Source organism: bacterium, from assembly GCA_037128595.1.
Classification (GTDB): domain Bacteria; phylum Verrucomicrobiota; class Kiritimatiellia; order CAIKKV01; family CAITUY01; genus JAABPW01.
Genome location: JBAXWB010000009.1, coordinates 23,804 through 50,059, shown reverse-complemented (window position 1 = coordinate 50,059; position 26,256 = coordinate 23,804). Strand labels below are relative to the sequence as shown.

The window sequence follows — 26,256 nt, the reverse complement described above, 5'->3', positions numbered from 1 at the left end:
TGACAGCAAATCCGCCGCACAGCCATAGCAGTGGGCACCCTTTGTCTTCAGGAAGCCGCCGCATCCGCCCTTGCAGGGATGGATGAATCGGCCTCGTGGCCTTCTTCGCCACCATGTACGGCTCATTGAGTCCTCCTCCCCTGATCGGCGTACACGATGCCGTCCCCGAAACCCAATGCCTGACGGCAGGCTTCGAGGGTGGTGCCCGTGGTAGCCACATTGTCTACGAAATAGAAGACCGTGTTGGTAATGGTCAACGGCCCGGCAATGCGGACCATGACGTGTTCCTCCAGACTCAGACCGGCCTGGTCATGTCGGCGCCTGAAGCAGGAACTCTCCACGGGATGTTTCCGGGCAACGGTCGCCTTGATGAAGACATCCCGCCGCCGTGACAGACCTCGAATATGCCGGGCTATTTCAGTAGCCAGCGAATGGGAGGCGATCAGGGTATTGGTGCTGGATGGTACCGGCATCAGGACAATGACGGCTCCGGGGGGCGCATGTGACTCCACCAGCGGCGCCAAGGCACGACTGGCTATGTCCAGGGCCTCACTGGTGGGCACCTTGATGGCATAGGCAATCCGCCTGACTTCAGCTTCCTCCGGGGTGAGTGGCCGTTCCCGGGGACTGACATACTTTTCGGCATAGATAATATGCATGGGGGTTCCTTGGTTGAAATGTTTGAGGAAAATGGTTGATCAAGGAAAAGGGTGGACTGCCACAATTTCTGGGAATATAGTTCGCGGCATAAGTGCGGTTTGTTAGAGGGCGACCATAACTGCCTTATTACGATTCTTCTCCGCTAAAAGAAAGGGTGACCGATGGAAACAATTGAGGTTCAGTGTCCCGTCTGCGGCAAGATGCTCAAACTCCGATATTCTGTACGTCCGAAGATAGTCGAATGCCCTCAATGCAAGTACCAAGTAGCCATCCCTGAGATTAATGACCAAGGGTGGGAGTTTGTGAAAGATTCGGCGAGTGAACTACAGAACCCAGCGGGAATGCCTAATGACCGGCAACCCGCCTCCGATAAAGAATCGACCGACATGGTTCCGCCGCCATTGATCGTGCATGAGGCAGTGAATATCGCAAACCCTTCATCTATCCCTGTGTCTCACACACAAAAGAAACTACTGTGCCCCGTATGCGGTAAAGACGACAAGCTTCAAAAGGTTTCAGCAGTAGTTTCGACCAATCAACACAGCAGCTCATCTGTTGGCTCGTCGACTGGTGTTACGTATGACGACGGAGATTTCTTGGTTACTCAAGCCTATACATCCCTCAAAGGAAGCTCCATAAGCGAATTAGCCAAAGCGTTAACACCACCCGCCGAACCCAAGAAGGAGGAAACTTATGATGGACTATGGGGGTGCTGCGCGGGAGGTCTAAGGGGATGTCTTGTTATGGTTGCTGGCCTCATAGGAGTGTCAATTTTCGGAGGTCTTTCAACTCTCTCAAACGGGTCGGGAGGCGTCGTTGCTCTCTTACTGATTGCGGCCGCAGGATTCGTTTATTTCAAGTGGCGCAACGAAATTCGCAAACTGCTTGTGGATTGGGGATTAACCAAGGAGCCAGACGATGCAAAAGTGCGACGCAAAGCAGAGTCTGACTACGATTTATCGATACGAAAGCGTGCATGGGAAACATCAATGGTTCGCTGGACCCGATCTTACTATTGTCATCGTGATGGCATCGTATTCGACCCACTGACAAATGAATCCTATCGACCAAATGTGATTGCGAAACAGATTGAAGACTACACTTCTACCGGACATAAGTTTGAAGCAATTAAACTCTATCGGGAACACACGGGTAAAAGCTTTGAGGAAGGCCAGAAATTTATAGAAAATCTGGAATCCGACTTGCGAACTAAGGGTCCAGGCAGATTAACGAATATGTAACCCTCATTATGGCAACAGATGACTTCTGTCCCAGGAGACTAAATGGCAACGACACACTATTGCAATATTCATGGCGAGTATAACGTATACGGTGAATCAAGCGGCGGTTGCCCAGCCTGCCAGAATGCAACGGAACGTTCCGAAAACGACAATGAAAAGCTACTGAAGAAGCTTTCTGATATTTCAGATCAGACAGTAGATAATGAACGAGTTAGCCGTGAGGCTGCAGAGCGTATTGCGTATTTGTCCAATAATCCGGGAGATTATATATGCCCTACGTGCAAGATGAGAAGTCTTAAGAATGATGCGTTGCGTTGTCCGAAATGTTGCGCTGATGTAACTTTGGATTTTTGGAAGAATATTCGCTCGAACGAAAAATTAGCTGAAGATCAGAAAAGGCACATCGAAGAAGCCCGCCGAAAATGGCTTGCATCTCCGGAGTATGCGGAAACACTTCGGCAGGCGACAGAGCGAAAGAAGCTGGATTTTGAAGCAGAGGCGGAACGACAAAGAATTGCAGCTGATGCAGAGGTAGAGCGACGTAAGCTTATCGTAGAGGCAAATGTCACGCGACAAGTGGCGCAGTCAAAAAATGATGACCGCCGGAAATCACTTGGAAAAACGCGGATGCGATTGTTATTAGGTGGCGGGGTAGCTGGTAATGTCATTGGATTCATTATCTTTCACAATCCCATAGCAAGTGTCGTAGGAATCATAATTGGCGTAGCCCTTGGGCGTTATCTGGGTATTCGTTTCTACAAGTACGACTGAACACCGCAAGAGCGAAGGTGATGAGTGGACATGGAGCGCCGGCCTTCAGTCATGCCCGATGCTGGGTTCGTTCGCTACGCGAACCTGGCTCAACAGAAGTCGTCGTTATGACGACGTGTTTCGGGACCCTCCCACCGGGTCCCTCCCGAAATACCCTCGCCGGAATACGGCTCGGCACGCTCGCATAACGCTCCTTCTGCCCAGCCAGCCCTTGCCATCGGGCACGCCTTCGGCCTTTGTGGGCACAACGTTACAACTGTCGAAGTTATTGGAGAGGTGAATTAACAAGGGGAGTTGCTTGTTCGAGCATCTCCTTGGCCTGCTTCTGCATCATAGGAACCATGTCACGTAACGAGTGCTGAACAAACCTAACCGATTGTGCAGAGGCGCGAATGATGATTGTTTTCGTCCGTCCAAGGATCGTTGGGTAGTCAACGACAATGAGGCATTCATGTATGTTATCGGTCATAAATTGCTGACAAGCCCCGAAAGCGAGTGCGTATATTGCGCCCGTTTCCGGTGCAAGCGTGTGGAAGTCTCCAGGGTCAGGTGAAAACTTCACATCGTATTTCTCGTCCCCTTTAAGTATTCCCATCTTGGCTTTCACAGGCCACGGGAGGTCGGAAGAGTGGGGTAAGAAGTCGCCGGCAAATTCATCAGGATCATTATTTACGACGCAGTACGACGGTCCGCGATAACGCATCCGCGCAAGGTGGCCTGGCTTCTGCTTGTCTGGCGCCTTCCGCAATCTGATCTCGCGAATCGTGACAGGAACCCAAGTTGCGTTACGGATCATCACATGAAATTCATCGAAGGTCGCCGTTGAATAATTTAGGCCCGATTCGAGCGCCGCCTTGAGTTGGGCTTCGAGATACGTGTTTCTCAGGTGACTCAATCCGAAAAAGAAGGATGCCGTGAGAATCGCGCCAAAAAAGGTTTTAAGTTCTCCAAGATGGTTGAGGCCGATTACAATCAAAATACCCCAGAGAATAGCGGCAAGGTAGTTGATTCGAGTATCGCGTGAATGAAGACCCAGATTTGCCATTGTTCTGTTTATATGTTCTTTCATCGTATTGTACTGTTCTAGGGTGGCAGTAGACATTGGCCTTCACATCGCCGCCCATGGCCAGAAAATGTACCGCCTGCCATTGGTGCTGTCCATACGGTTCTTGGCACAATCTGGGGAGAAACTGCGGAAGTCCATACCTTGACCCGCAGAATGGCACTTTCGTTCCCCACGGGCCTTACAGATGCCTTCCGCATGCCTTGTAGCCCCCATTTTCTGGCCCAGACCGGATCATATGCCGGTCAGAGCATCCGAGCACGCGGGATGGGGGGTGTCCGCCGGATCCATACCAACACCTGCCCCTGAGCCCGTTGTGGCTTTAGTCCCCTTCAGGTTGAATCAGGTGGGCCTTGTAGTGGATCCAGACCGGGACCTGTTCCCTCCAGGATTACGGGGACGGGGATGCACCCCCACCGGTCTCGAAAATGAGAAGATCCATCCACGACCCGAGTCACGTCATGCATAGACGCCCAGGCTCAACCGTTACCCCATGGTATGCTTCTCACCATAGGCAGTTGTTTTAAGATGCAGGCACGCCCGACCACGGCCCCGGTTTCCCGGTAAGGTGGCATGGATGGACAAAATAGAGCCCTGCATGATGGCTGTGGGAGACAGTGTGCCCGGCATCCGGTGAGGGGTAGCGGGGTTCCTGTGGCCGGGAGGCGCACATGCAGGGTAAGAAACTGATCGAGGCAAGCGGATTTGGCCCCCTGGAAGGCCCGAACTACGGTACCCCCTGGTCTCCATATGGACCCGGAAATCATCGCCCTCCAGACACGCCCACGCATCGCCACAGCATGAGTTAGGGGTTTTTACGGGGGGTCTACCGGCAGATGTCCGAGGAATACGGGTTGGATCCCGGATCCAGAGGCATATTCAAGACACAGTCCGGATCCATGGCCGGAGGTTGCGGGATAAGTCCGACCGAAAAGAAAAAGAAAAGCTCGGCAGCCTGGACGGATTTCTCCCGCCAGCACTGCCGCCATTATCATCACGCTTCTTGAGCAACGACGGTGGCCTTCTTCGCCCAGGCAAAGCCGCCCACCACGCCGATGTTGTGGCTCACGATGGCCGGATCACCCAGGATACTGTTCCCGGGCTTGGATCGCGTGGCCATGAACGTCAGCCGCTTGTCATCCGCCGGCGCCACCTTCACAACCCCCGACCGATCGGGCAAGCTCACGAGGATCTCGCCGTCATCCGCCATACCGCCCACAACCGTCTTCACCTGTCCAACTGATAACCTGCACAACATACACACCTCCATACTCGGAACACCCCGTAAGTGGTACGGGAACCATTCTGGGTGTACTACCCAGGTAAGATGTCCCCCTTCGCGTTATCGGGGGGAGGAAGCCCAGCACTCATACGACGCTGACTGGCCGGTCAGACCGTGGCTGGATCAGAGGACGGTATCTCACCGCCAAGAGGGAATAAGTGGCCTACCCATGCCGTCATACTCAGGCGGATCCATACCCATTACTGGGCGATTACCTGCGACATCCTCTGGTGGCCAGCCAGTGTGGCAAGCATAGGCAGGCGTGAACCCCATTGTGTCGTTCGACGGGGGCTGCTGGTCTCGTACCCTGTCCATTGCTGGAACCGTAGCGATAACCTCACGCCAAGAGGGAATAAAAGCATTCTTTTCCCTCAAGAGAACGCCAGGAGGGAATAATAGGCCCCCATATGCCCCAGCCTGATAGGGGGTTCTATATATCTACCCAGTCCCAACTTGTGATGTTTTGTGGGCACCCCTGGTTTGGTGTCACTACCGGCCGGCACGCTTGGCAATGTCCGCCCATAATTCCGGGGTGTTGAGGATGAGCGTGGTGTATTCCTCGGCAGTCAGGAACGGGGGGACACCCACGAACGCGCCATATCCCGGCACAACGCCCGTGTCCTGGAGCCCGGCTTCCACCATGGCATCCAGCAATCCGCCGTTCACTTCCAGGTCGGCCCCGGCATTGAAGGCTGTTGTCGCCATGTTCAGGGTCGCTGGATCCGTTAGCCCGGCCCGGAATGCCCGTTCCCGTACATGGTGATTCAGCACGACATGCCCCACCTCATGGCGAAGGACATAGGCCACTTGATCGACCGTCATTGCCTGGACAACGTTCGGGTCAATGAGTAGCACCTCTTCGTAGACCCCGATCTGCCCGAGTTCCGCGCAGACCCATTCCCGCTTCCGGAGTTCAGCCACGGCGGGATCCTGTTGGAGAGCGAGACGGTAGGCTTCATCCACCTTGACCATGGCCTGCTGGCGTACCGCTTCCATAGCCGCTTCGGCCTGCCGTTCAGCTTCGGTCAGGACAGGTTCATCAGGCCGGTATTGTTCGGCCAGAGTGGACAGTTCATCGTCATGGTCATTCATGATTCACGCTCCTGTCTGGGTTAGTTTCAGTTGCTTGAGAAAACAAAGCAGGAAAAAATAATTCCGGGATCAGCCAACTGGCAGAGTCTTGGTATACGCCGCAGGTTAAGGATGCTTGGCAGACCCCTGGGACTGAGACTAGTTAGCTGAGGGTACTCCGCTCAGGCTCAGGGGGTAGATATTAAACATCTTTTGGAAGAACGCCTGCACATGGAGTCCAAATCAGAAAGCGCCTGCCGCAGGAACTCAGGACTCAAGTCAGTCACCCCATCATTGGCCGCTGTCGTAAAGAGATCCTCAAATCACGGGATCAGTCGAATAGGTGCCTCTCCTAACCTCTCCCGCTATGCTCTGCACCTGCCGCAATCGATATATAAACTCCTCACGATTTCGTTTGTCGCTAGGCGTTGCGAAGAATGTCTGAATTTCCGATAGGGGATCAATAATACCATTCGCAGACTTCGCGCTTCCCAGTTCACGTACCGCCTGTAGCATCCAAAGAAAAGGCTCGGATTTTTGTACCATTGTGGAAAAGGTTCCGATCAGAGAACTCCCCAAAAACCACGGCCTCTGACTACCTTTGCGCCTCTTACCTGATAACGCCCTTATCGCTCTTTTCTCGTCATCAAGTCGTTGCGCCACGTTGCCGCCACTCGACACGGTCCTCCAGAGCGCATCGGCGCAAGCGCTCCGAACAATCATGATCTCTTCGCCCTCTTGGAGGCTCGGTGGCGGAAGCAGCCCCGCCAGCACTCCACAGACCTCGCTGTGCATTGCGGCCGCATCGCCGCGAAAGGCTGCGGCGAGAACAACGAAATCGCAAAGAACGTCCTCTACGAAGCGATACACAGAAGGATCGTTCTTGTCGATGACGGCCCGGACCTCATGCCCCAACTGCGGAATAAGAGTGTGCCAGAAGACATGCCCGGTTTCATGCAGTATGTAGGCCATACCCTCCGGCGCAAACATCAGCTCAGTAGGCACGTTGATGAACCCCACGCCAAGACGAGGTAGAACATCGACCTGCGGAACAGAGGAATTTCCAAGATGACAACAGGCAGCAAACCGACGATATCGCTTCTTGCTTCCATTCTGTGCCAGTTTCCAAAGATTTTCGTAAACTGCGTCCAGCACACTGTTGGCCAAATCGTCGATCACGCTCAACGTCGTGTGAAATGACGCTTGCGAAGTCAGCGATGGCACCGCCGACATAGATCCCGCTGGGTACGATCCTCGGTAACGGTCTTTGAAGCAAAGATCAAGACGCTCGCAAAATTGCCCAAGACTGCCGGAAAGAGAGCCAGCAACTTCGGTGTCCGTATTCGTTAACCGCTCTGCCAGTTCGACCGCATTTCGGCAGGCAACTTCGTAACACACAGCCAGAGATTCATAGAACTCGCATGTTGCTTCATGCTCAATGAGACTCGCGAGGCTCAAACCAATCTGCTTGAGCGCCCCACCAGTGTGCAACGGTATCACATCGCGAAAGCGTTTGTCATTCCAGACGGGGACATTTAGACCGCTCTTTGACTGCGTAGTGCGCGTCTTCGGATCAGGCCGTGGCCCCGGCTCAGCACGGAATATCTGTCCCGAGAATCCAATCCGCGTTTCCGTCCATCCAATGGAACTGATTCGGTCCTGTGTTTTCGGCAAGAGGTCTGTTATGAAGAAATGATGATGCTCAAGAACGCCTGAACTCCGACCATATAGTGGTTTCTCAACGAAATCCGCCCGTCCAAACGTCGCTACCGTGCCACCCTTGCCACCGGGGAATTGCGACATTGCGTTGTTCAAATGACCAGGTTTTGCATGCACGGCGATAGCCGCAGATGTGACGTTGTCCCACTTGGCAAGCTTTCGCCGTAGCCGCTGAGCGGCAATCAACTCTCGTCCGCCACGCGACCGTGCAGGATAGGCTACGTGCGTTCCCGGAATTGTGCATGTCGTTACAAGAGCGTGATGCGGGCATTCAGGGGTTTCCGCAGCCTCAACACCATAGTGCTTCAGCACATCCTTCACACGCGTTCTCCGCAGGTGGGAGAGAACAAGTTGCATCGGCGCATAGGATGTCGAAAAGCAGACGAGTATGACATCGGCCCAGCCGCTCGCCGCACAGAGCACATACTCGAAATCCCGCTCAACAAAACCAGGCAGTTTTCTTTCTATCCTAGGTAAAATCTGGCTTTGCAGTCGTTCATTGAGCCATCCATAGGCCGCGAATCCTAGACTGCTCGATGGCAGCCTCTTAATAATATGACTCTTTACCTTCAGGAACGATATTCCTACGAGAGGAAGTCGATCCGTGATTTGCTTCAACGGTCTCTGAGTGCCGCCAATAACATGCCCATAGTAAACCTGCCGATCAAAAATGCCATTATCCGTTTGGCGGTGATAGATCCCTCTCGCCTGGTCAACCCCCGGGAATCGCGACATTACAACAAGATCAGGTGAGCCCCATGCAAAAAACTTCTGTGCATCCTCCGGGATGCCGCCTGCGCTCAACAAACCATCATACAACCTAACCTGGTCGCGAAGAACACAACTCATGACATCGATCGCTAACCAGTCGCACATACCCATTTCCCTTCCGATTTGCTTCGGTGGAATATGACGGTGGAATTGGCGTAAGTCAAGACAGTCCAATGGCACTATTTCGGAACGAAAAACTGCCATCAGATACGTCCGCCAGGAACCCCATGGCGAAAGATCCCGCGTGAAGGAAACAATGTAGCGTTGCTTTGCAACAACGCTACACTGTCATGCCTTATTCCCCAGCCCCCTGAGCAACGTCGTGCCTACTTCGACGCGTGCCAAAGATATAACCAATGATCAGTGTAAGGAGCGACATCAACCCTCCCATGACAACTCGATCCACAACTCGCCAGGAACGTTCAAACGCTTGGTCTGAAAGCTTGGTGTATTGGTCTATCTTCACTTGCGACAAGTCGTTCGTACTTGACGTGATGAGCGCCACCCGAAACCCTTGGTCGGTTGAGTACCAGTTCAGACAGACCAAAAAGATAAGTACCGCCATAACAACAAATATTCCAAGGGCTGCCCACGACCAGAATCGCTGGAGTTCAGTCGCCTTTTCCTCCATCGCTGCATCTGCGGCGGGCATCTGTTCGTTAACAACTGTCGTGAGTTCTTCAACCTTTGTGGTAAGTTGATTCAGACTTACTGTTGTCGAGGCTCCGCCCGTAGGATATACCTCATGTGGGCATGGATTCTTTATGTCCGTCACGCTTCCTCCTTTCATTACTGCCCTGCCATCACCAGACCGCTAGAAGCTCTTGCCGTGCTATAACCATTTCAGTTTGGCGAGCACACGGTTCTCCTTATCTGTAACGGACACGAACTTCTCTTCCTCCCGGCCGGCCATTTCCTTCTCTAGGTAACTGTACAACCCAAGTGCGCGTCTCAGAATTTCAGTCTTCGTCCGACCTTCCGCTTTTGCGAGCGTCTCAAGCATGCCCGACACCTGTGGATTGAACTCAACCGTCATTCTAGCCATTGTTAAACCCTTCTTTCTCCTTTGTTTTCGTAGTCATCATTCTTCCCACTCCGCCCCAAGCATAGCCATTGCGTCTAGCAAGGAATATTCTCTCCCGCAAGGAATCCCTGCAACTGCCAATTCATCCTATCACGCCCAGAACTTTTCCTTGACGCTTCAAGGTTCACTTATTATCCCCGACCGCTACTGACGCCACTCGTCCCTGATTGGTAATATAATCTCACAATGATAATGCCTTATCAATGCATGTTTAATGCATATTTGGCATCTTTTAAATATTCATGATGCGCTACATATATGCTTTTCACATGAGCTGTCAACATTTTTAATCTTTCTTTATGCTGGTCAAGTGCATTGGAGTTAGCCCATAAACACGCTTCCGTCAGGTTCTCCATCCGTCGGTCGAGGGCTTCCCTCTTCGGACGTGCCGTAAACTTCAGCCGGGGCAATTCTTGTCCCGCACCGCCACTTCACACTCGGCAGTCCCACGATGCTCCGCCTGTGCTTCCGCGTCGACTGCACCCTGCTCAAGGATTACTGCCACATCGCTCATGCGTTTCTGGCTGAATATATGCGCCACTCTCCGGCTGCCGAGAAGGGATGCGGGCGCGTGAGAATATACAGATACCCTACACCGCACCGTCAGGAGTCCGGCCTGGAGTATCCCCCCGCCACAGGTACCTCGTTGCACGGGATGGTGTATGAGCTTTAGCCTTCTCAATTACCCCGGCCGCCAGGAGCACCTTCAGTCGGCTACGCGCCGTCTCGTGGGACATCCCCAGCATCTCCCCCAGCTTCCGGCATGACACGAAGAACCGACCGCCATCCTGTTCTGACAGCCTCAGTAGGGTGACATAGATCAACCGCAAATTCTTATCTTTGATCCAGGCGGGAATCGAGGGAGGGTCATCCACGACATTCTGCATGGCGACCAGTATCGGATCCCCAGTCAACGGCACACGGGCATGGCGCCACGAATACACGAAACTGTACCACGTATATGCCCACCGCCTGTCCCCCAGGATCCGGATCGCCTTCATGTGCCACTCCTCGACAATAGGCCTCAGCACATCCACCGATTGACCCGCCATCCCAGCCTCAAACTTCAACCCACGGGCAAGATCCAAGATGGATTTGTCCCATTTCCCCAGCCGCGTGGGTAATGTCATGCCGATAACTTCTCTGACAGAGATAAACATAAGGACCTTTTTAATATAGGGGGAGTATGAGGGGGATGGCTTGGAGGGGTATTCTGGCTATTTTCTGATGATATTCACCACGCTGTTCTAGGAGGCTCTGCAATCACCGATTTCCACCTGATGGCTATCTCCATATCCAACCCGTTTCTGTCCCCCGTGGCAGACCGTGGTGACCTGCGCAAGGGGGCAGATAGGGCATTTTCAGAACCTCCTACGGATCAGCCTGGACCCGATCTCTTTGCTTCGAGCCATTTCAGTATGTCCACGGCCAAAAAGACGTATTTCCCCTTGGACACCCGAATTGCAGGAGCGTCTTCCTCCAGGACCATTCGCCGCAGTTGTTTGGGCATCACCCCCAACAGATCCGCCATTGCCGTCTCGTTCCACACTTCCTTCGCTATTTCTACCGTCGCATTCATGCTTTCTCCTTTGGTTGTACTCATCTGCTGCCTCTTGCCAGGCATCGGCTTTCTTCTCGTTACTGATTGCTGGGATCCCGGCCAGCACACACTCCTCGTAAAACCGGCAAGGCATGTTGTCCAGGATGACACAGCGCTTGGGTGGTTTGCCCCACAACGCTATCATGCTGCCGTCATTGGCGATGTTCATGCCGAGGCACATGGTATCGGAATTGAAGTTCGAGCATTCTTCTCGGGCCAGTTGGACTGCTGTCATCAGGCTTCTCCTTAATATGGTTCGAGGCTTTCAGGGCTTGGAGATGATCGTTCTTGTGACGGTAATAACGGCATACGGTATTCATGGCGTTGACCTCCTGTATAGTGGTTCATTGGTGATTCAGGATTATGGTTCATTAATGATTCGGGTGAACGTCGGCCACCACCTTGAGGACTGTCGGCCACCACCTTGGGTGAACTTGAGTCACTACCTTGGGGAGTGTCGGCCACTACCTTGGGTGTCAAAGGTAGTGAACCACGGCCACCACCTAACAACATAATCCGATACCCGTTGGACGTTTGACGGCCTCCGCGTGTCTTGACTTCAGCCGACCGGTATTCGATGGCGATTTCTCCGCTCTTGGCAATACGGTGAAGGCACTTTTTAACCGTGCGGTCATGGAGTCCGGCATAACCCGCAATACGCGAAATCGATGGCCAACAGAATCCACTCTCATTAGCGTGGTGTGCCAATACCATCATGATGGCCCGCTCTGGTCCTTTAGTTTGCGATTTAGCGAATACAGCGTCCATGGCCTTGAAGCTCATTGATCCGTCCTTCTACCCCGTCCGGGGTGTTGGCTGCGGCAAATTCTCGTGAGACATAGGGGCGGCCCCGGCGTGCCGTCCGGCATTCGGCACATAGGTTCCCGATATGGCCGGTGGACAATTTCAGGAACGTCGTCGCGGTCTCGTGCTGGCATCGGTGGCAGAAGGCGGAGTTCACTTTCCACCTCGATCTGATATGGTCGGCAGGGTGAAGCCTTTCGAGGAGGTCATGGTTATGCCGCTCCCTCTCGTACCTGCTCGAACCGTAAGGTCTCCTCGTCAGCGCATTTGTCGAGGTATGCCAGGACGGAAGGGAGGTAAACCAAGCGCCGTCCACGAATCGCGCCGGGTTGACGTAGGCATGCAGACCGAATCAAACCGGCTGCGATCAGATTGTAGATGTGAGGCCTGCTCAACCCTGTGATCGGGCAGTGACCAACAGATGGAATGCCAATCCACTGGGGGCCGAGAGGAGGGACGATCGAACGGTGTTTGGCCTTACGCGGTAAGGCGTTCGTTAAGGGATACGTCGGCATTTCTGCCGGGGCGGATTGATCTCCGCCGTCGATTACATCCGATGCTATTGGTGTTTTCATGGCTCCATCTAAACATAGGTAGATGGAGGCGAATAGCGATCAGGACTGCAAAGGCTTAAGCCTTTGCAACACTTTTGTTAAGGCGCAAATATTCCCGTGCAGTACGTTCTTTTACGAAAATATTCCGTTTTTCAAGGCGTGAGATTGTTTCAAATAACTTGCCCTTTTTGCCCGGCGCCCGGCACTCAGGATCATTCGCAACACGCTGAAACTCTTCGAGGAATAGCCGTTTGTTTTCATCGCCTTTCGCTTTAGTGGCGGCAGTCCCTTTTTTTCGCCTGGCGGAGATTATCTTGCCATCCTGGACGAAGTGCTCTTGTTCAACTGCTTCATGTCGCCTTTCCGCAAAGAAGTGATCAACGAACTTGTTAAAGTCCTTATATGTTTTGGACTCATTTGGAGTCCCATAGAAATAACATTCCAACCCAATGCTTCTCCGATCCAATTCCTGCCAGTGGTACATCACAAGACTATGAAATTCTGCCCAATAGGCTCTATAGTATTTGGGGTCCTTTATTTTGTAATGTTTCGATGTGCGTTTTGCGCCGAAATAACATCTCTCAAAGTATTGCTGAACCTGAGTGTCTTTGTATTGCCACCAATTCCACCGTGCTTTGAATCTGCCTTGAGCACAAGGGTCTTTGAGCCCAGAATAATGTTTTGAAATAAGCCTTTGTTCAGAAACTTCATAACACGATTGTCTGGCAATCTCGCGCATCGTGGGCGGCCTAGGCAACTCGCTGGAGAGTGGGAATGGGCCGGTTGTGGAAAATACCTTGATCAGAGGGGCGACCTTTTCCCCATTGGTAATGCGTACTTGTGCACATAGCGCAGTCCGGAACTGATGTAATTCTTCCAGAACAGGCGTCATCTTTAGTTTGGTAAATCTCTTCGGCTTAGAATGTTTCGTTGGGGGGAGCGTAGCGAGATAATCAGCAATACTCTTCCGGGTGGTTGTCATTATTGGCGTTCCTCAGGATGTCGTTGAATGTGACGATCCCGCTGTTATATCCGGCATGGCGTTCATGGCTTTGCGTAGTGCGCCCTTCTCGATATGCGTGTAGACCCGGCTTATGGCTTCGGTGTCATGGCCGATGATCTCCATGGCAACGGCGTCTGAGACCCCGGCATTCTTCAATAAGCTGGTGGCCGTATGTCGCAGGCAATGGAATGAAAGCCCGCCGGTGGTTCGCCGGGTATCCCGGCCTTTACCTTTGCCTTTTGCTACCTTGTGAGATTTGGCTTTTGCTAAACCAGCGGTTGCCAATATTTCGTAAAATTGCCGTGATAGTGTTCCTGATCCACTGGCCTTCATGGTGGCGGAGATGCAGGGGAATAGGGGAGTGCCGGGGTGATCCCCAGCGGGTAGGGTGGCGATATAGGCGGCAAGGGGTTGCGCCAGCGGTAGGGCCATAGGCCGATCCGTCTTGCCGGTAATGATTCGCAGTTCACCCGATACGGCATCAATATTGTCCCATGTCAGCCCGGCGAGGTCGCCAAGACGCTGACCGGTGTAGAGCCCGAAAAGGACCATGCCGCGCCATTCAGCATCGCATACGTCAAGAATGTTATGGAGTTCGCCTATGGTGAAAGCCCGGCGGTGTAGTCTGGTTTCCTTCACGAAGTCCACAGCGGGGAAGACGTTTTCCCGGAGTAGTTGCTCCTTTTGGGCTTGTCGCCAGGCACCACGCAGGATCTTCAGCCCCTTGTTGACAGTTCCTCCGGCTACACGCCCGGCAAGGTCGGCCCGCCAGCCGATAATGTCTGCCGCGTTTATCGTATCAATCGGCCGCTCTGCCTTCTTCCCGAGGTATTTAAGAAATAGGGCGGCGATCCGTTTGTATTCCACAAAAGATGACTCTGCCAGTTCAAGGTTTTTTCGTGATAGCCAAGTTGCTAAAAACTCCTTGGTTGTAGAAGTGGGAAGGGTGGTGGCATTCGCTCGCATGAAGATGTCGGCGACCACCTGCCGGGCCTGGTTCTCCGATAGCCTGCCTGCACGTCCTATTTTGGCCGCTCGCTCCCATTCGACGCATACAGCCATAGCCTCAGAACGTTTCGTTTTTTTAGTGGATTTGAATGCCCGCGTTCCGTCCGGTTGGTAAAAGGCACAGTACCAATACGGTCTATTTGCTTGTTTGTGTATGCTTGCCATGGTTTACCGCTCTTTTATGCATAACGATATGCATAACGTCTACCCTTGTAAAGAGCAAATAACGATGTAAGAAACCCCAATAAAATGATGGTTTCTGAGTGATCATTAGTCAGCGGGGTTCGATTCCCCGTGGGCGCGCCACATCGTTCAGCCTTTACACTCCCGCCTGTTTCACGTATCGTCCATCCGATTACTCAACAAATTTCATCAATTCGACTCATCGAGGGTGGTAATATGTCAGGTTTGAAAACCCAGAAAAGTAAATTCAAGCGGGTGCTTCTTAAACTGAGTGGCGAAGTGCTGCAAAGCAAGAAAAGCGGACTCAGCATTGATCCTGAAGTGCTGGTCGGGTTTGCCCGGCAAATCAAGGAAGTCCGGCGGACCGGGGTTCAAATCGCGATCGTTGTGGGTGGCGGAAATATTTTCCGTGGGCATGTGGGTGAGAGCCGCGGCATTGATCGCAATACCGGGGACTATATGGGGATGCTGGCCACCGTTATCAATGCCCTGGCCTTGCAGGATGCGCTGGAGAAAGAGGGCGTGGATACCCGCGTTCAGACCGCCATTGAAATGCGGCAGGTGGCGGAGCCCTTCATTCGACGCCGTGCCCTGCGGCATTTGTCCAAGGGCCGGGTGGTGATCTTCGGGGGCGGCACGGGAAATCCCTATTTCAGCACGGATACCGCGGCGGCCTTGCGTGCCAGCGAACTGGATGTGGATGCCCTGCTCAAGGCCACCAAGGTGGATGGAATCTATACTGCGGATCCGGTTAAGAATCCGAAGGCGAAGCGGTATGCCCGCATCAGTTACCAGGAAGCCATTGCCAAGCAGTTGAAGGTGATGGATGCGGCCGCCTTTGCGCTGTGTATGGAGAATGATATTCCCATTATTGTGTTTGATTTCTTTAAGCCCGGAAATCTCGGGAAGGTCGTTGCCGGAGAATCGATAGGAACCCTTGTTACAGAGTAGGAGCTGCTATGGAATCACTGGATGATGTATTACTGGAAGCTGACGACAAGATGGCGAAATGCCTGACCTTTCTGCACCAGGAGTTTTCCGGGTTACGAACCGGCAAAGCCTCTCCAAGTTTGGTCGAAAATGTCATGGTCCCTTACTATGGTGCGATGACCCGGCTTCGGGAAATTGGAGGCATATCCACTCCGGAAGCACGCATGATTGTCATTAACTCCTATGACCCGACCGCGCTTCCCGCGATCGAGAAGGCCATTCTGGCGGCCAATCTGGGCGTGACGCCGAAGAATGATGGACGGGTGATCCGCATCATCATTCCGGAACTCAGTGAAGAACGGCGCAAGGACCTGGTGAAGGTCGCCAAGCGCATGGCCGAGGAAGGGCGCGTGGCTATCCGGAATATCCGGCGTGAGGCAAACGAACAGATCAAGACCCTCCAAAAGGATGGCAAGATCACGGAAGATGAGCGGGATCAGGGACTGGCCCAGATTCAGAAAGAAACCGACGCTCATATCGGGAAGGTCGATCATACGTTTGCAGCCAAGGAAAAAGAAGTGATGGCGGTCTAGTTGGAGCGTCGTCGCCTTCTTTTTGTTTTGACTCCCCTGGAGGTTAAGCATAGTTTTTTCGAAAAGAGAGAGGTCCTATGAGCGAAGATATTAAATCTGGCACTGGTTCCATTCCCCCTCGATTGACAATTAAGCAGCCGGGACAAGGCGAGGGTGGGGCAATGAGCCCTCCCGAGACCCCCGCGTCGGCGCCTTTGGCCAGTCCTGGCCTTAATCAGGTGCCGAGCCCGGACATGGGCGCTCCGCTCAACCCGAAGAAGCGGACGGCTCGCATTGCTTTGGATCAGGTGTCGGCTGAACCCGGCGCTGCGGCGACGGTGTCTGCAGGCGGACTGGCCTCCAAAACGATTCGTCTGGCTCCTGCGATGTCCGGTCAGGTCTCGGCCGTTCCTCTTGCCTCAGTAGGAAAGGCCATGACGGGGATTTTCGTTGCTGAAGACACCAAGCGCAAGACATCACGGATTTCCCTGGATTCCGTACTCCCTCAGTTGGACGCCGCCGCATCAGGAGCAGATGCTCCCCCCAAGACGATTAAAATTAAGCGCCCGACCATTTCCCAGGCTCCCGCTCTGTCCCCGCTCCAGTCTAATGAGCCTGTCGTTACGTCGGCCACAGAGCCCAGCAGTAAAAGCCAGACGGCGCGCGTCGATATCCCGCCAGAGGCGATGGCTGCGGAGGGGCAGCAAACTCAGAAAAAGACGATTAAAATTCGACGTGCTGAGGGAGGCGGCGCTGAAGTCAAAGGAGCGCCCCGGTCGATCAGTATTTCCCGGACTGAAGCAGAGGTGTCTGCCCCGGTTGTATCGCAGGTGGCCGTGCCGCACTGGTCGTTTGTGCTGGTGGCAAGTGCAGCCGTGGTGACGATGTGTGTGATGTTATATGTGTTGATGGCACAAGCGTATCCCTCCCTGGGTTGGTCTGTGGGTGGGTGAGGTTTATCTATTTAACAGGAGAATGACTTTATGGGTAACTCGCAAGTGGTTTATATTAAGGGTGCGAACTGGAAGACTGAAGTGCTGGAATCGAAGCTTCCCGTGCTGGTCGATTTTTGGGCAGAATGGTGTGGCCCCTGCAAAATGATCGCGCCCATCCTCGATGAGCTTTCAACGGAAATGGCAGGAAAAGTCAAGATCGCCAAGGTCAATGTGGATGAAAATCGTGATTTGGCGACGCAATTCAGCATTCGCTCCATTCCAACCCTGCTGGTGTTAAAGGATGGTCAGGTCAAGGGGCAGATGGTGGGCGCTTTGAGTAAACTTCAGCTTCAGGATAAGCTGGCGGCTTACCTCTGAGTTTTACACCCACAATTGTCGGTCCAGCGTGCGATACTGAATGGCTTCTGACATCTGGTGCGGCTGGATGTGTTCTTGATTGTCCAAATCAGCAATGGTGCGTGCCACCTTGATGATCCGGTCATATGCCCGGGCACTGAAGTTCAGCTCGTTAATGGCCATTTTCAGGACATCCTGGGCCTCATGAGAGAGCGGACAGAATCGCTGGATGTCCTTTGATCTCATTCCGGCATTATTATGGATTCGGCGCAATGATTTGAACCGGTCGCGCTGGATCTGACGTGCGGCAATCACCCGGGATCGAATGGTTTCCGAGCTGTCGCCCGGTGTCATCCCTGAAAGATCCTGATACCGGATGGTGGGAACTTCAACGTGGAGATCGATGCGATCTAAAAGCGGGCCGGAAATTTTATTCCGATAGTTCTGGATTTGATTCGGCTTGCAGCGACACTCACGTTTCGCATCCCCGTAATAGCCGCAGGCACACGGGTTCATGGCCGCGATCAACATAAAGTGACAGGGGAATGTGACTGATGCCGCCGCCCGGGAGATCGTGACATGGCCATCCTCCAGGGGTTGGCGCATCACCTCCAGAACATTGCGGTGAAATTCCGGGAGCTCGTCTAAAAATAGCACCCCGCGATGAGCCAAACTGACTTCTCCGGGCATGGGATGGGTTCCTCCGCCTAACAGTCCGGCATCTGAAATCGTGTGATGCGGCGAGCGGAATGGGCGTCGGACGATGAGGGCCTGATGAGAGGACAATACGCCGGCGATGCTGTGGATTTTAGTGGTTTCGAGTGCTTCCTCGATGGTCATGGGCGGAAGAATGGAGGCGATCCGCTTGGCGATCATCGATTTTCCTGTGCCTGGCGACCCAATCAAAAGCAAATTATGGCCACCCGTGGCAGCGATTTCTGCCGCACGTTTTGCTGTTTCCTGTCCTTTGACGTCGACGAAATCATCCTCATATTCCATGGGGACGGCAAACGTCTGGTCAAGATCCACATGATAGGCGGAGATAGGCGTTTTCCCCGCCAGAAAATCAGCGGCTTCCCGGAGATTCTGGACGGGATAGACCTCCAGCCCTTTAACGACAGCGGCTTCCTCGGCATTGTCGACCGGGACAAGCAGACCGCGGCGTCCGGACTTGCGCATGGCCAGGGCGATGGGGAGGACCCCCTTGATGCGCCGGACTTCGCCGCTTAACGCCAGTTCCCCAATCATTGCAAATTCATTGAGTTTCTCCTGCGGAAGATGATCTTGGGTGGCCAGAATGCCAATCGCGATGGGAAGATCGAAGCAAGGCCCCTCCTTCTTTACATCCGCCGGGGCAAGATTGATGGTGGTTCGCCCGATATGGGGCCGGAAGCCGGAATTGCTGATGGCGGTATGGACCCGGTCCTTGCTCTCCTTCACGGCGGTGTCAGGAAGGCCTACGATGATCACGCTGGGGTCTCCATGCCCGGCATTGACCTCAATTTCGACGGGATAGGCATCCACCCCGTAAACGGCTCCGCTATACACTTTAGCTAACATAACATTCCTTTACTAACTGTAGATATAGGCACAGTATAGTAATACTCAAGGTGATGCCAGATATAAGTTTATTGCCGATAGGTTGTACCCGATTGCTTATCATGGCTCATCGAATTCAAGCACGGCATCCGAGGTGGATGCCGCCGTCCCGGCGGCATTTGTGTCTGGTGAATGCGGATATATTTTCTACCCCTGATGACCCTCTATATGATCGAAGCTGGTCAACCTGTGACTGCACCGGGAATACCAGTAGGATATCCGCATCCATGGTCGGACCCAGAGCCAGCCCGTGGACTTGTTCGTGGCAGTTTGCAAGGCCCATGCGTATGCATACGCATGGGCCTTGCGGTGGGAGCTACCCGTCACGGTGCGGAAATACGGGGCACAAGATCCGGGGCCAGCCGGCGGAAATCCTGAAGGTTGAAAGTGTAGATCCGATCCGCTTGAGACAGGCGGGCGCACTCGAGCAACAAGGCATCGTAGACCTTACCGCCTCCAAGCCCGCATCCGACACAGACTTCAACTGCCCGTTGATACATTTCAGCCGTGACGGCCACCAGTTGGAAGTGCTTCCTGATATTCGTGGCGATAATATCTCTAGCTTCGGACGGCAGGATCCGCGGAGTGATTGGTACCGAGGTCAATGCAGAAAAAGCCTCCGCCAAACTATGAGCTGAAACAAAGCCGACTTTTTCACCGCTGGCGATAGACTCCAAGATCGGGCGTGCCCGCTCATAATGTGGATGCTTATGGATGCAAGCGGCAACCAGAACGGATGTGTCACAAAAGACCGTCATTTCCGCCATCCCAGCACTTCTGCATCACGGCTTGACCGGCTTAGTTCAACGGCTTGGTTGAGATCTCCGGTTGGTTCTCCCTCATGAACCAGAAGCCCATTATTTTCTACCAGATGTGCCTGGCGATCATGGACTTTCAAGAATATTCCATCGGGTAATATTTGTAGATCAAGGTGGTCACCAGCAACCAGATGAAATTGACGGCGAATCGCTTGAGGAAGAACGACCCGCCCAGCTTTATCAATACTCAATTCAGCTTTCATGCCATTCATTATGCCAAATGGCATTTATCGTGTCAATCATGTGCATTCTCAGTCCTTTCAAAGTCAAATAAATCGACAGTAATTCAATCGAAAAAATAAAGCTTTGAGCATCAATGACTTGTGCACAGGTTGTCTGTCCCTCGGATATCATAGGTCAACACCACTGAATTGACAGAATCCCGTCGAAATGTCTGTATCTTGTTAAATGGGTGCTACGATGACTACGGATGGATCTCCATGTCCGGCATTGACTATGCCGTACATTCCGCTAATAATTGCCATACAACAGGAAGAAGGATACTTATGAATGATGCTAAGATGACCATACGGTTGCCGATCTCGGAACTTGAATTTGCAAAGGCTTATGCTCGGCGCAGCGGATTTTCCCTCACGGCCTTGGTCGGTCGCTATCTGGCCCGGTTGCAGTCATCGACGGAAGGTGACATGCCCGCCGAGATTAAAGCGATTTCAGGCATCGTCCCGTCCAAGGTGGACGCCCGGGCGGAATATCATGCGCATCACATGAAGAAATCCTGATGCAAGTCCTGATTGACTTGAATGTTTTGCTGGATGTGATCCAGAAACGTGACCCGCATTATGCCGCGTCCGGGAAAATACTAGGCCTCGTGGCCAAGCGGAAACTCTCCGGACAGATTCCAGCCCATGCGCTCACAACCATTCATTACATTGTCGCAAAATATGTCGGGCACGCTAAAGCGGGCCAAACCATTGACTGGTTGCTTTCAACATTGAAGGTCATCCCTGCCGGGCAGAAGGCGTTCATTCGGGCCAGAAGCCTGAACATGCCGGATTTTGAAGATGCCGTGGTGGCAAGTTTGGCGGAGGCGGGACATTCCCAATATATTGTTTCGCGAAACGTTAGCGATTTCAAGAACTCCCGGATTCCCGCCATTACCCCTGAAGAACTGCTTGTCCTCATGACCGAGAGGGCTTAATCGTTCGTAAACTTGTGAAAAGGAGGATTCATGTATTTCGTCGGACCACATGTGTCGATTGGAGGCGGGGTGGAGAATGCCCCCATCAACGCCAAGGGGCTAGGGGCCACCGGGTTTGGCATGTTTGTCAAGAACCAGCGCCAGTGGACGGCGGCGCCTTATGCGGCGTCCACCCAGGCGGCCTTCAAAGCCCAGATGAAGGCCGATGGGTATACGGCGGCCCAGGTCATGCCTCATGCGGGGTATCTGATCAATCTGGCAAATCCGGATGCGGCGGCGCATGCAAAGTCCATGGCCGCACTCCTGGACGAGTTGAGGCGGTGCGCGGCGCTCGGGTTGGATAAGTTGAATCTCCATCCGGGCAGCCACCTGCGCCTGATCACGCCAAAGGAGGCCTGCGAACGCGTGGCGAAATCCATCAATACGGCGCTGTCAGAAACGGTTGGCGTGACGGTGGTGATCGAGAATACGGCGGGCAGTGGAGGGAATCTCGGCTCAACGTTCGAGGAAATCAGGGCGATGATCGATGGGGTGGAGGATAAGACCCGCATCGGGGTCTGTCTCGACACCATGCATGCCTTCGCGGCAGGGTATGATATACGCAAGCGGGACGGGTTTCTCAAGACGATGGAACACTTTACGCAAACGGTGGGCATGCATTACCTGCGTGGCATGCATCTGAACGACTCCAAGGTGGCATTTAACTCACATGTGGACCGGCATGAGTCACTGGGTGCCGGGCTTCTCGGAATTGACGTATTCAAGTGCATCATGAGGGACGCACGGTTCGAAGCCATGCCGCTGGTGCTGGAGACTCCGAACGAGGAACTCTGGGGAAAAGAACTCCAGCAGTTGACGGAAATGGCCGAAAACTAAAAAGCCGATCCTGTTAAGGATCGGCTTTTAGCGAGTTTGAATTTTTTTCGACTTTACGGTTTTCCGTTAAACGAAGCGGCATGGGCCTCGCGTTGGGCGAGTTCCAAGTCAAATTCCGTCATAACGCGCGCGAGTTCCTTGAAGGTGATTTTCGGCTTCCAACCGAGGGCCTTCATGGCCTTGCTGGGGTCACCCAACAGGTAATCCACTTCAGCGGGACGATAAAAACGCGGGTCGATTTTGACGTAATCCTGCCAGTTGAGGTTCAGGTGTCCGAAGACTTCATCCAGAAATGCCCTGACGCTGTAGGATTCCCCTGTGGCCACCACGTAATCATCAGGCTGTTCCTGTTGTAGCATTAACCACATGGCCTCGACGTAGTCACGGGCATGGCCCCAGTCCCGTTTGGCGTCAAGATTGCCCAGGGAAAGCGTCTTCTGGAGTCCGACCTTGATCCGGCCGGCGGCCCGGGTGATTTTGCGGGTTACAAAATTTTCACCGCGCCGTTCACTCTCGTGGTTGAACAGGATGCCATTGCTGGCATGCATGCCATAGGATTCACGATAGTTAACCGTTTGCCAGAACCCGGCTACTTTGGCCACGGCATAGGGGCTGCGGGGGTGGAACTGGGTCGCTTCGCTTTGCGGGGGCTTGGCGGCACCGAACATTTCAGAGGAGGAGGCCTGGTAAAAGCGGACTTTGGCGCCGGTCGCGTTGTTGTAGTCGCGAATCGCCTCCAGCACCCGCAGGACGCCCAGTCCCGTGACATCAGCGGTATATTCCGGCTGATCAAAAGAGATGCGGACGTGGGATTGCGCGGCCAGGTTGTAAACCTCATCCGGCTGAACCTTGGTCATGACGTGCCTCAGGGAGGAACTGTCCGCCAGATCGCCGTATTCAAGGTGGAGGTTAAGATTCCGGTCGAGGAGGTGGTCGATACGGGTACGACTGATCGAACTGGAGCGACGGACAATGCCTGTAACCTCATAGCCCTTCTGCAGAAGCAATTCTGCAAGATAAGAGCCATCCTGTCCCGTAATCCCTGTAACTAGCGCTTTTTTTGCATTACTCATAATATTCCCCTTGTTCGTAAAGTCCGGGAAGAGTAATGGGAAAGGTCTCCCATGAAAAGCGTAAATTATGGCTTAGCCGGGCCGGTCTCATAGCCGTCGGAGGATCGCTCCCTTTTAAGGGCCGCCTCAAATTCTGTTTTGGGACAACGCATGAGCACGTAGACATCATAAAAGCGCAGGGCCGTGTCGCCCTCCCACGTTCGCGCCCACCAGCTTGGGCCGTACTGCCAGATGGTGTAGCAGATCAAGGCTTGATCAACGTCATGAAGCCGGATTTGAGTGGTGTGGGTGGCTTGGGGTGTCAGTGTGGTTTTGGATTCCACTTTGCTGGTGGTTTGAACGGCCTTGTGTGAATTCTGAATCACCTGGGGTACATTCGGCATACCGGTTTGTGTCGAGCTGTACTTGTCACTGCGACTGGTCCGGTAAATGTCCTCGGCGGCGACTCCGGCCCGTTCGGCCAGTTTGCGAATGGCGTCATGGCGGGCATCATTAATGCCTTCCTCCAGGACCAGCGTATAAGTGGACATCCCGCTGGCATACACGTAGTTGGTGGGGTCACAGTTTGAGGCAAGGGAGGTGTCGGTTACCCATTTCGGGGGGGTGACACTTCCTTCAATTACCTTGATAGAACTGCATCCTGTGCCCATGCAGGCAATCAGCGTCATCGTCAATAAATAGGCTGGTTTCATAAAATCGTGGATCCTTTCGTTATTTCAGAAGACTTTTTATGCCGCGCCGGTTTTGGGGCGGATCGGCCAGATTGCTGTCAGACCAGCCCTTTTCCCAAAGCCCCGCAGAGTCAGCACTTAAGGCGGCCTTACGTCGGGCTGACTCCGTTTCAATTTCTTCCGGCGAATCGAGAACATATGGGGTGATAAAGACCACGATCTCCGCGCGTTTCCCCGTATCAGTGGCTGAACCAAACAGGAAGCCAAGGAAAGGGAGTTTGTTGAGGAAGGGGATGCCGTTTTTGTTCGCTGTATTGTTGTTTTCTACAAGCCCGCCAAGAATAATGGTTTCGCCGCTTCTTACAGAAACCGAGGCATTCATTTCGCGGGACGCGACGATAGGCCACTCATTGTTCCCGCTTGAGTCTGAAATGGTCTGTGTCCCGTTGACGTTTTCAATTTTCTGTGCGATTTCCATGACGACAAACTTTTTGGCATTAATGCGGGGGGTCACGGTCAGGGAAAGTCCCACTTTTCGGGCTTCAACATTGGGGGTTGCTTGTGCGCCTGAGGTGCCAGTGTATCCCGTGTAGGTCACTCCCTTGTAAAAATAGCGTTCTTCAGAGACGTCGATTTTCGCCTCTTTATTGTCGGTAGTCAGGATTACCGGTGATGCGATGATTTTTGACCGATTGTCGCTTTGTGACATTTTGATCACCGCATCAATGTTGAGGCCAAATTGCGTGAAGTAGTAAGTCAGGCCGCCGGCCCCGCCGATGCCTGCCGAGTTGTTGACGGAGGAGGCGTTGATGGGAACCGTTTTCCCGCCGCCCCCTTGGCCGGCAAATGCAAATAACGGATCCCTGCCGCCGCTCGCGGTTTTGTCATAGGCGATCATGGAGCGTTGGACCCAGTCCACACCCCGTTCCAGGTTTTTATCAAGCGACACCTGCATGATCACGGCTTCAATCAACACCTGCGAGAGCATGACATCCATCCCCTTTAAAATATCCTTCAGGGCGGCCATGTCGCCTTTGCTGGCCATGAGAATCAGGCCATTGGTGCGTTTGTCAGCCAGGATTTTAATGTTTTCAGCAGAAAGTTGCCCAACCTTGGTTTTGCCCTCGGCTCCTTTGGCACCTGACAATTGCCGCTGCTGGTCAATAAATTCCTGCAACTGGTAGCTGCTACGCGGCTCTTCGCGGGTGGTCGTCGAACTCGTCGTCGCGCCCGGGCTGCCATCCGGACGGGTCGTACTGGTGGTACTTGTTTTTTTGGTGGGGGAACTCTTCGATGTGGTGCTGGTGGCGGCACCGATCAAGGCATTCAGCATGGAGGCCACTTCCTCGGCGTCGGCATATTCAAGACGGATGACTTCAATGGTGACGTCGGGGGCTGTTCCGATATCAAGCGCGGACACCACCTGCTCGAAAAATCTCATATTTTCCTGGCGGGTGATAATGATCAGCGTTCCGGTCCGGTCATCCGCAATCACCTTCACGTTCCCCCGGATCATCCGGTCGTCACCGGAGTCGCTGTCGGTAGCGTCCGAACCCCCGGCCTTGGTGCCTCCGATGGCGGGCATGACGCTGCGGGCGCGGATAACCCCGGGAATGGTGGCGGGGGTGGTGTCGACGCCGGGCGCGCCCGAGGTGTTCAAGCGGCGGACGGTGGGCTGTTTCTCTTTATCTTTCTGGTCGGCAATGATCTCTTCCAGCTTCGTCTTGATGTCCGATGGTTTGGAATTGTGCATGATCAGGATATGGATGGATTCCTTGATGTCCAGTGGCTGATCAATCCGAGTCAGGATATCCTTGATGCGGTTGAGGTTGACGGCCGTGTCGGCGATCATCAGGCTGTTAATCCGTTCCAGAGGAAGGATCTTGCCGTACGTGTGGATCAGTCCTGTTATGGCTTTCTGGGCCTCGGCCGGGTCAATGAATTTCAAAGGAACGACTTCGCTGACCAGTTCGTCGGTTTCCGGATGAATGACCTGGTCGGCCTGGTTGGTTTGGATCTGCAGACCTTCCTGCGAGGCGGACGTAATCGGGACGGCTTTAACGAACTTGTCCCCCTGATTGACCAACGCAATGTTATTCATGGCCAGAACGGCCTTGATGGCCTGGATCGCCTCGGGAATCGTCAGTTCCGTTTGGCTTCGCAATGTAATCACGGCATTGACGTTGGGGGCCTGCAGGAGGGTGCGGCCGGTCAATTCCGAGCAGTAATATTGCAGCACCATATCCAGTGTGGCCTGATTGAATTTCAACTCCACGGTACGATTGGTGTCGGTCTTGACTCCCACGGCGCGGGTGACCCCCGGTTGCGGGACGGGACGCACGGCAGGGGGGAGTCCTTGCGCTTGCACGGGCGAGTGAGGCAAGAGGGACCCGGTAAGCACCAGTATCCCGAGTAACCTTCGAAGCGTGTACTGGAATGACATCATTTTTAT

At 53.6% G+C, this 26,256-nt stretch carries 29 protein-coding genes; 9 read left to right on the top strand and 20 right to left on the bottom strand.

Annotated features, from left to right (window positions below; all coding sequences use genetic code 11):
• Positions 1 to 122: 122 nt before the first annotated feature.
• On the bottom strand, positions 123 to 659 hold the full coding sequence (locus WCS52_07295) for a hypothetical protein (protein ID MEI6166984.1): 537 nt from the start codon (positions 657 to 659) through the stop codon (positions 123 to 125).
• Positions 660 to 821: 162 nt separating this feature from the next.
• On the opposite strand from WCS52_07295, the gene WCS52_07290 reads away from it, so the two are divergent.
• On the top strand, positions 822 to 1,901 hold the full coding sequence (locus WCS52_07290; protein MEI6166983.1) for a hypothetical protein: 1,080 nt from the start codon (positions 822 to 824) through the stop codon (positions 1,899 to 1,901).
• 42 nt (positions 1,902 to 1,943) lie between these two features.
• Positions 1,944 to 2,672 carry a hypothetical protein gene (locus tag WCS52_07285; protein ID MEI6166982.1) on the top strand — a complete coding sequence of 243 codons (729 nt, stop codon included), beginning with the start codon at positions 1,944 to 1,946 and terminating at the stop codon, positions 2,670 to 2,672.
• Positions 2,673 to 2,937: 265 nt separating this feature from the next.
• On the opposite strand, the gene WCS52_07280 is transcribed toward WCS52_07285, so the two are convergent.
• From WCS52_07280 to WCS52_07220, 13 genes are all read right to left on the bottom strand, one after another.
• Complete coding sequence (locus WCS52_07280; GenBank protein ID MEI6166981.1) at positions 2,938 to 3,774, bottom strand: hypothetical protein; 837 nt, start codon at positions 3,772 to 3,774, stop codon at positions 2,938 to 2,940.
• A 955-nt stretch (positions 3,775 to 4,729) separates the two neighbouring features.
• Entirely contained in the window at positions 4,730 to 4,993 is a 264-nt protein-coding gene (locus WCS52_07275) for a hypothetical protein (protein ID MEI6166980.1), read from the bottom strand.
• Positions 4,994 to 5,506: 513 nt separating this feature from the next.
• Positions 5,507 to 6,109, bottom strand: coding sequence for a M48 family metalloprotease (locus tag WCS52_07270; protein MEI6166979.1), 603 nt, complete (start codon positions 6,107 to 6,109; stop codon positions 5,507 to 5,509).
• A 297-nt stretch (positions 6,110 to 6,406) separates the two neighbouring features.
• Entirely contained in the window at positions 6,407 to 8,683 is a 2,277-nt protein-coding gene (locus tag WCS52_07265; GenBank protein ID MEI6166978.1) for a hypothetical protein, read from the bottom strand.
• A gap of 190 nt (positions 8,684 to 8,873) precedes the next feature.
• Positions 8,874 to 9,353 carry a hypothetical protein gene (locus WCS52_07260; protein ID MEI6166977.1) on the bottom strand — a complete coding sequence of 160 codons (480 nt, stop codon included), beginning with the start codon at positions 9,351 to 9,353 and terminating at the stop codon, positions 8,874 to 8,876.
• A gap of 57 nt (positions 9,354 to 9,410) precedes the next feature.
• Positions 9,411 to 9,623, bottom strand: coding sequence for a hypothetical protein (locus tag WCS52_07255; protein ID MEI6166976.1), 213 nt, complete (start codon positions 9,621 to 9,623; stop codon positions 9,411 to 9,413).
• Positions 9,624 to 10,059: 436 nt separating this feature from the next.
• Entirely contained in the window at positions 10,060 to 10,203 is a 144-nt protein-coding gene (locus WCS52_07250; protein MEI6166975.1) for a hypothetical protein, read from the bottom strand.
• 49 nt (positions 10,204 to 10,252) lie between these two features.
• Entirely contained in the window at positions 10,253 to 10,792 is a 540-nt protein-coding gene (locus tag WCS52_07245) for a hypothetical protein (GenBank protein ID MEI6166974.1), read from the bottom strand.
• 231 nt (positions 10,793 to 11,023) lie between these two features.
• Positions 11,024 to 11,497 carry a hypothetical protein gene (locus WCS52_07240; GenBank protein MEI6166973.1) on the bottom strand — a complete coding sequence of 158 codons (474 nt, stop codon included), beginning with the start codon at positions 11,495 to 11,497 and terminating at the stop codon, positions 11,024 to 11,026.
• Positions 11,498 to 11,508: 11 nt separating this feature from the next.
• The gene (locus WCS52_07235; protein ID MEI6166972.1) at positions 11,509 to 12,045 is read right to left on the bottom strand and encodes a helix-turn-helix domain-containing protein; all 537 of its coding nucleotides are present in this window, start codon (positions 12,043 to 12,045) and stop codon (positions 11,509 to 11,511) included.
• Positions 12,011 to 12,223 carry a hypothetical protein gene (locus tag WCS52_07230; GenBank protein MEI6166971.1) on the bottom strand — a complete coding sequence of 71 codons (213 nt, stop codon included), beginning with the start codon at positions 12,221 to 12,223 and terminating at the stop codon, positions 12,011 to 12,013. Before WCS52_07230 ends, WCS52_07235 begins: the two co-directional genes overlap by 35 nt.
• Positions 12,224 to 12,696: 473 nt before the next feature.
• Positions 12,697 to 13,602, bottom strand: coding sequence for a hypothetical protein (locus WCS52_07225; protein MEI6166970.1), 906 nt, complete (start codon positions 13,600 to 13,602; stop codon positions 12,697 to 12,699).
• 12 nt (positions 13,603 to 13,614) lie between these two features.
• On the bottom strand, positions 13,615 to 14,685 hold the full coding sequence (locus tag WCS52_07220) for a tyrosine-type recombinase/integrase (GenBank protein ID MEI6166969.1): 1,071 nt from the start codon (positions 14,683 to 14,685) through the stop codon (positions 13,615 to 13,617).
• Between the two features lie 345 nt (positions 14,686 to 15,030).
• Here WCS52_07220 and pyrH point away from each other — a divergent pair, with 345 nt between their 5' ends.
• The 4 genes from pyrH (at position 15,031) to trxA (ending at position 17,629) form a co-directional block, all read left to right on the top strand.
• Positions 15,031 to 15,765, top strand: coding sequence for a UMP kinase (gene pyrH / locus WCS52_07215; protein MEI6166968.1), 735 nt, complete (start codon positions 15,031 to 15,033; stop codon positions 15,763 to 15,765).
• Between the two features lie 8 nt (positions 15,766 to 15,773).
• The gene (frr, locus tag WCS52_07210) at positions 15,774 to 16,337 is read left to right on the top strand and encodes a ribosome recycling factor (protein ID MEI6166967.1); all 564 of its coding nucleotides are present in this window, start codon (positions 15,774 to 15,776) and stop codon (positions 16,335 to 16,337) included.
• Between the two features lie 77 nt (positions 16,338 to 16,414).
• Positions 16,415 to 17,269, top strand: a complete 855-nt coding sequence (locus WCS52_07205) for a hypothetical protein (protein ID MEI6166966.1) — start codon at positions 16,415 to 16,417, stop codon at positions 17,267 to 17,269.
• Between the two features lie 30 nt (positions 17,270 to 17,299).
• Positions 17,300 to 17,629: a thioredoxin gene (gene trxA, locus WCS52_07200; protein ID MEI6166965.1), complete on the top strand. Its 330-nt coding sequence runs from the start codon at positions 17,300 to 17,302 to the stop codon at positions 17,627 to 17,629.
• Between the two features lie 3 nt (positions 17,630 to 17,632).
• On the opposite strand, the gene WCS52_07195 is transcribed toward trxA, so the two are convergent.
• The 3 genes from WCS52_07195 to WCS52_07185 form a co-directional block, all read right to left on the bottom strand.
• On the bottom strand, positions 17,633 to 19,168 hold the full coding sequence (locus WCS52_07195; GenBank protein MEI6166964.1) for a YifB family Mg chelatase-like AAA ATPase: 1,536 nt from the start codon (positions 19,166 to 19,168) through the stop codon (positions 17,633 to 17,635).
• A 362-nt stretch (positions 19,169 to 19,530) separates the two neighbouring features.
• Positions 19,531 to 19,974, bottom strand: coding sequence for a type II toxin-antitoxin system VapC family toxin (locus WCS52_07190; GenBank protein MEI6166963.1), 444 nt, complete (start codon positions 19,972 to 19,974; stop codon positions 19,531 to 19,533).
• Complete coding sequence (locus WCS52_07185) at positions 19,962 to 20,228, bottom strand: AbrB/MazE/SpoVT family DNA-binding domain-containing protein (GenBank protein MEI6166962.1); 267 nt, start codon at positions 20,226 to 20,228, stop codon at positions 19,962 to 19,964. Before WCS52_07185 ends, WCS52_07190 begins: the two co-directional genes overlap by 13 nt.
• Positions 20,229 to 20,531: 303 nt before the next feature.
• Between WCS52_07185 and WCS52_07180 the strand changes: the two genes are divergently transcribed.
• The 3 genes from WCS52_07180 to nfo are packed head-to-tail and all read left to right on the top strand — an operon-like array spanning position 20,532 to position 22,060.
• On the top strand, positions 20,532 to 20,765 hold the full coding sequence (locus WCS52_07180; GenBank protein ID MEI6166961.1) for a DUF6364 family protein: 234 nt from the start codon (positions 20,532 to 20,534) through the stop codon (positions 20,763 to 20,765).
• Positions 20,765 to 21,184: a PIN domain-containing protein gene (locus tag WCS52_07175; protein ID MEI6166960.1), complete on the top strand. Its 420-nt coding sequence runs from the start codon at positions 20,765 to 20,767 to the stop codon at positions 21,182 to 21,184. Before WCS52_07180 ends, WCS52_07175 begins: the two co-directional genes overlap by 1 nt.
• Positions 21,185 to 21,214: 30 nt before the next feature.
• Entirely contained in the window at positions 21,215 to 22,060 is an 846-nt protein-coding gene (gene nfo, locus WCS52_07170) for a deoxyribonuclease IV (protein MEI6166959.1), read from the top strand.
• A 53-nt stretch (positions 22,061 to 22,113) separates the two neighbouring features.
• Here the strand turns inward: nfo and gmd are convergent, their stop codons facing one another.
• The 3 genes from gmd to gspD all read right to left on the bottom strand — a co-directional run bounded on the left by gmd (position 22,114) and on the right by gspD (position 26,250).
• The gene (gmd, locus tag WCS52_07165) at positions 22,114 to 23,133 is read right to left on the bottom strand and encodes a GDP-mannose 4,6-dehydratase (GenBank protein MEI6166958.1); all 1,020 of its coding nucleotides are present in this window, start codon (positions 23,131 to 23,133) and stop codon (positions 22,114 to 22,116) included.
• A 65-nt stretch (positions 23,134 to 23,198) separates the two neighbouring features.
• On the bottom strand, positions 23,199 to 23,825 hold the full coding sequence (locus WCS52_07160) for a hypothetical protein (protein MEI6166957.1): 627 nt from the start codon (positions 23,823 to 23,825) through the stop codon (positions 23,199 to 23,201).
• A 19-nt stretch (positions 23,826 to 23,844) separates the two neighbouring features.
• Positions 23,845 to 26,250 (bottom strand): type II secretion system secretin GspD, encoded by a 2,406-nt coding sequence (gene gspD / locus WCS52_07155; GenBank protein ID MEI6166956.1) that lies wholly within the window; start codon positions 26,248 to 26,250, stop codon positions 23,845 to 23,847.
• Between the last annotated feature and the right edge of the window lie 6 nt (positions 26,251 to 26,256).

What these genes read in the sequence shown, in the direction of transcription:
- WCS52_07295 (MEI6166984.1), bottom strand. Translation starts at nt 659, where the DNA reads ATGCATATTATCTATGCCGAAAAGTATGTCAGTCCCCGGGAACGGCCA.
- WCS52_07290 (MEI6166983.1), top strand. Translation starts at nt 822, where the DNA reads ATGGAAACAATTGAGGTTCAGTGTCCCGTCTGCGGCAAGATGCTCAAA.
- WCS52_07285 (MEI6166982.1), top strand. Translation starts at nt 1,944, where the DNA reads ATGGCAACGACACACTATTGCAATATTCATGGCGAGTATAACGTATAC.
- WCS52_07280 (MEI6166981.1), bottom strand. Translation starts at nt 3,774, where the DNA reads ATGTCTACTGCCACCCTAGAACAGTACAATACGATGAAAGAACATATA.
- WCS52_07275 (MEI6166980.1), bottom strand. Translation starts at nt 4,993, where the DNA reads ATGTTGTGCAGGTTATCAGTTGGACAGGTGAAGACGGTTGTGGGCGGT.
- WCS52_07270 (MEI6166979.1), bottom strand. Translation starts at nt 6,109, where the DNA reads ATGAATGACCATGACGATGAACTGTCCACTCTGGCCGAACAATACCGG.
- WCS52_07265 (MEI6166978.1), bottom strand. Translation starts at nt 8,683, where the DNA reads ATGTGCGACTGGTTAGCGATCGATGTCATGAGTTGTGTTCTTCGCGAC.
- WCS52_07255 (MEI6166976.1), bottom strand. Translation starts at nt 9,623, where the DNA reads ATGGCTAGAATGACGGTTGAGTTCAATCCACAGGTGTCGGGCATGCTT.
- WCS52_07245 (MEI6166974.1), bottom strand. Translation starts at nt 10,792, where the DNA reads ATGACATTACCCACGCGGCTGGGGAAATGGGACAAATCCATCTTGGAT.
- WCS52_07240 (MEI6166973.1), bottom strand. Translation starts at nt 11,497, where the DNA reads ATGACAGCAGTCCAACTGGCCCGAGAAGAATGCTCGAACTTCAATTCC.
- WCS52_07235 (MEI6166972.1), bottom strand. Translation starts at nt 12,045, where the DNA reads ATGAGCTTCAAGGCCATGGACGCTGTATTCGCTAAATCGCAAACTAAA.
- WCS52_07225 (MEI6166970.1), bottom strand. Translation starts at nt 13,602, where the DNA reads ATGACAACCACCCGGAAGAGTATTGCTGATTATCTCGCTACGCTCCCC.
- WCS52_07220 (MEI6166969.1), bottom strand. Translation starts at nt 14,685, where the DNA reads ATGGCTGTATGCGTCGAATGGGAGCGAGCGGCCAAAATAGGACGTGCA.
- pyrH (MEI6166968.1), top strand. Translation starts at nt 15,031, where the DNA reads ATGTCAGGTTTGAAAACCCAGAAAAGTAAATTCAAGCGGGTGCTTCTT.
- frr (MEI6166967.1), top strand. Translation starts at nt 15,774, where the DNA reads ATGGAATCACTGGATGATGTATTACTGGAAGCTGACGACAAGATGGCG.
- WCS52_07205 (MEI6166966.1), top strand. Translation starts at nt 16,415, where the DNA reads ATGAGCGAAGATATTAAATCTGGCACTGGTTCCATTCCCCCTCGATTG.
- trxA (MEI6166965.1), top strand. Translation starts at nt 17,300, where the DNA reads ATGGGTAACTCGCAAGTGGTTTATATTAAGGGTGCGAACTGGAAGACT.
- WCS52_07195 (MEI6166964.1), bottom strand. Translation starts at nt 19,168, where the DNA reads ATGTTAGCTAAAGTGTATAGCGGAGCCGTTTACGGGGTGGATGCCTAT.
- WCS52_07190 (MEI6166963.1), bottom strand. Translation starts at nt 19,974, where the DNA reads ATGGCGGAAATGACGGTCTTTTGTGACACATCCGTTCTGGTTGCCGCT.
- WCS52_07185 (MEI6166962.1), bottom strand. Translation starts at nt 20,228, where the DNA reads ATGAAAGCTGAATTGAGTATTGATAAAGCTGGGCGGGTCGTTCTTCCT.
- WCS52_07180 (MEI6166961.1), top strand. Translation starts at nt 20,532, where the DNA reads ATGAATGATGCTAAGATGACCATACGGTTGCCGATCTCGGAACTTGAA.
- WCS52_07175 (MEI6166960.1), top strand. Translation starts at nt 20,765, where the DNA reads ATGCAAGTCCTGATTGACTTGAATGTTTTGCTGGATGTGATCCAGAAA.
- nfo (MEI6166959.1), top strand. Translation starts at nt 21,215, where the DNA reads ATGTATTTCGTCGGACCACATGTGTCGATTGGAGGCGGGGTGGAGAAT.
- gmd (MEI6166958.1), bottom strand. Translation starts at nt 23,133, where the DNA reads ATGAGTAATGCAAAAAAAGCGCTAGTTACAGGGATTACGGGACAGGAT.
- WCS52_07160 (MEI6166957.1), bottom strand. Translation starts at nt 23,825, where the DNA reads ATGAAACCAGCCTATTTATTGACGATGACGCTGATTGCCTGCATGGGC.
- gspD (MEI6166956.1), bottom strand. Translation starts at nt 26,250, where the DNA reads ATGATGTCATTCCAGTACACGCTTCGAAGGTTACTCGGGATACTGGTG.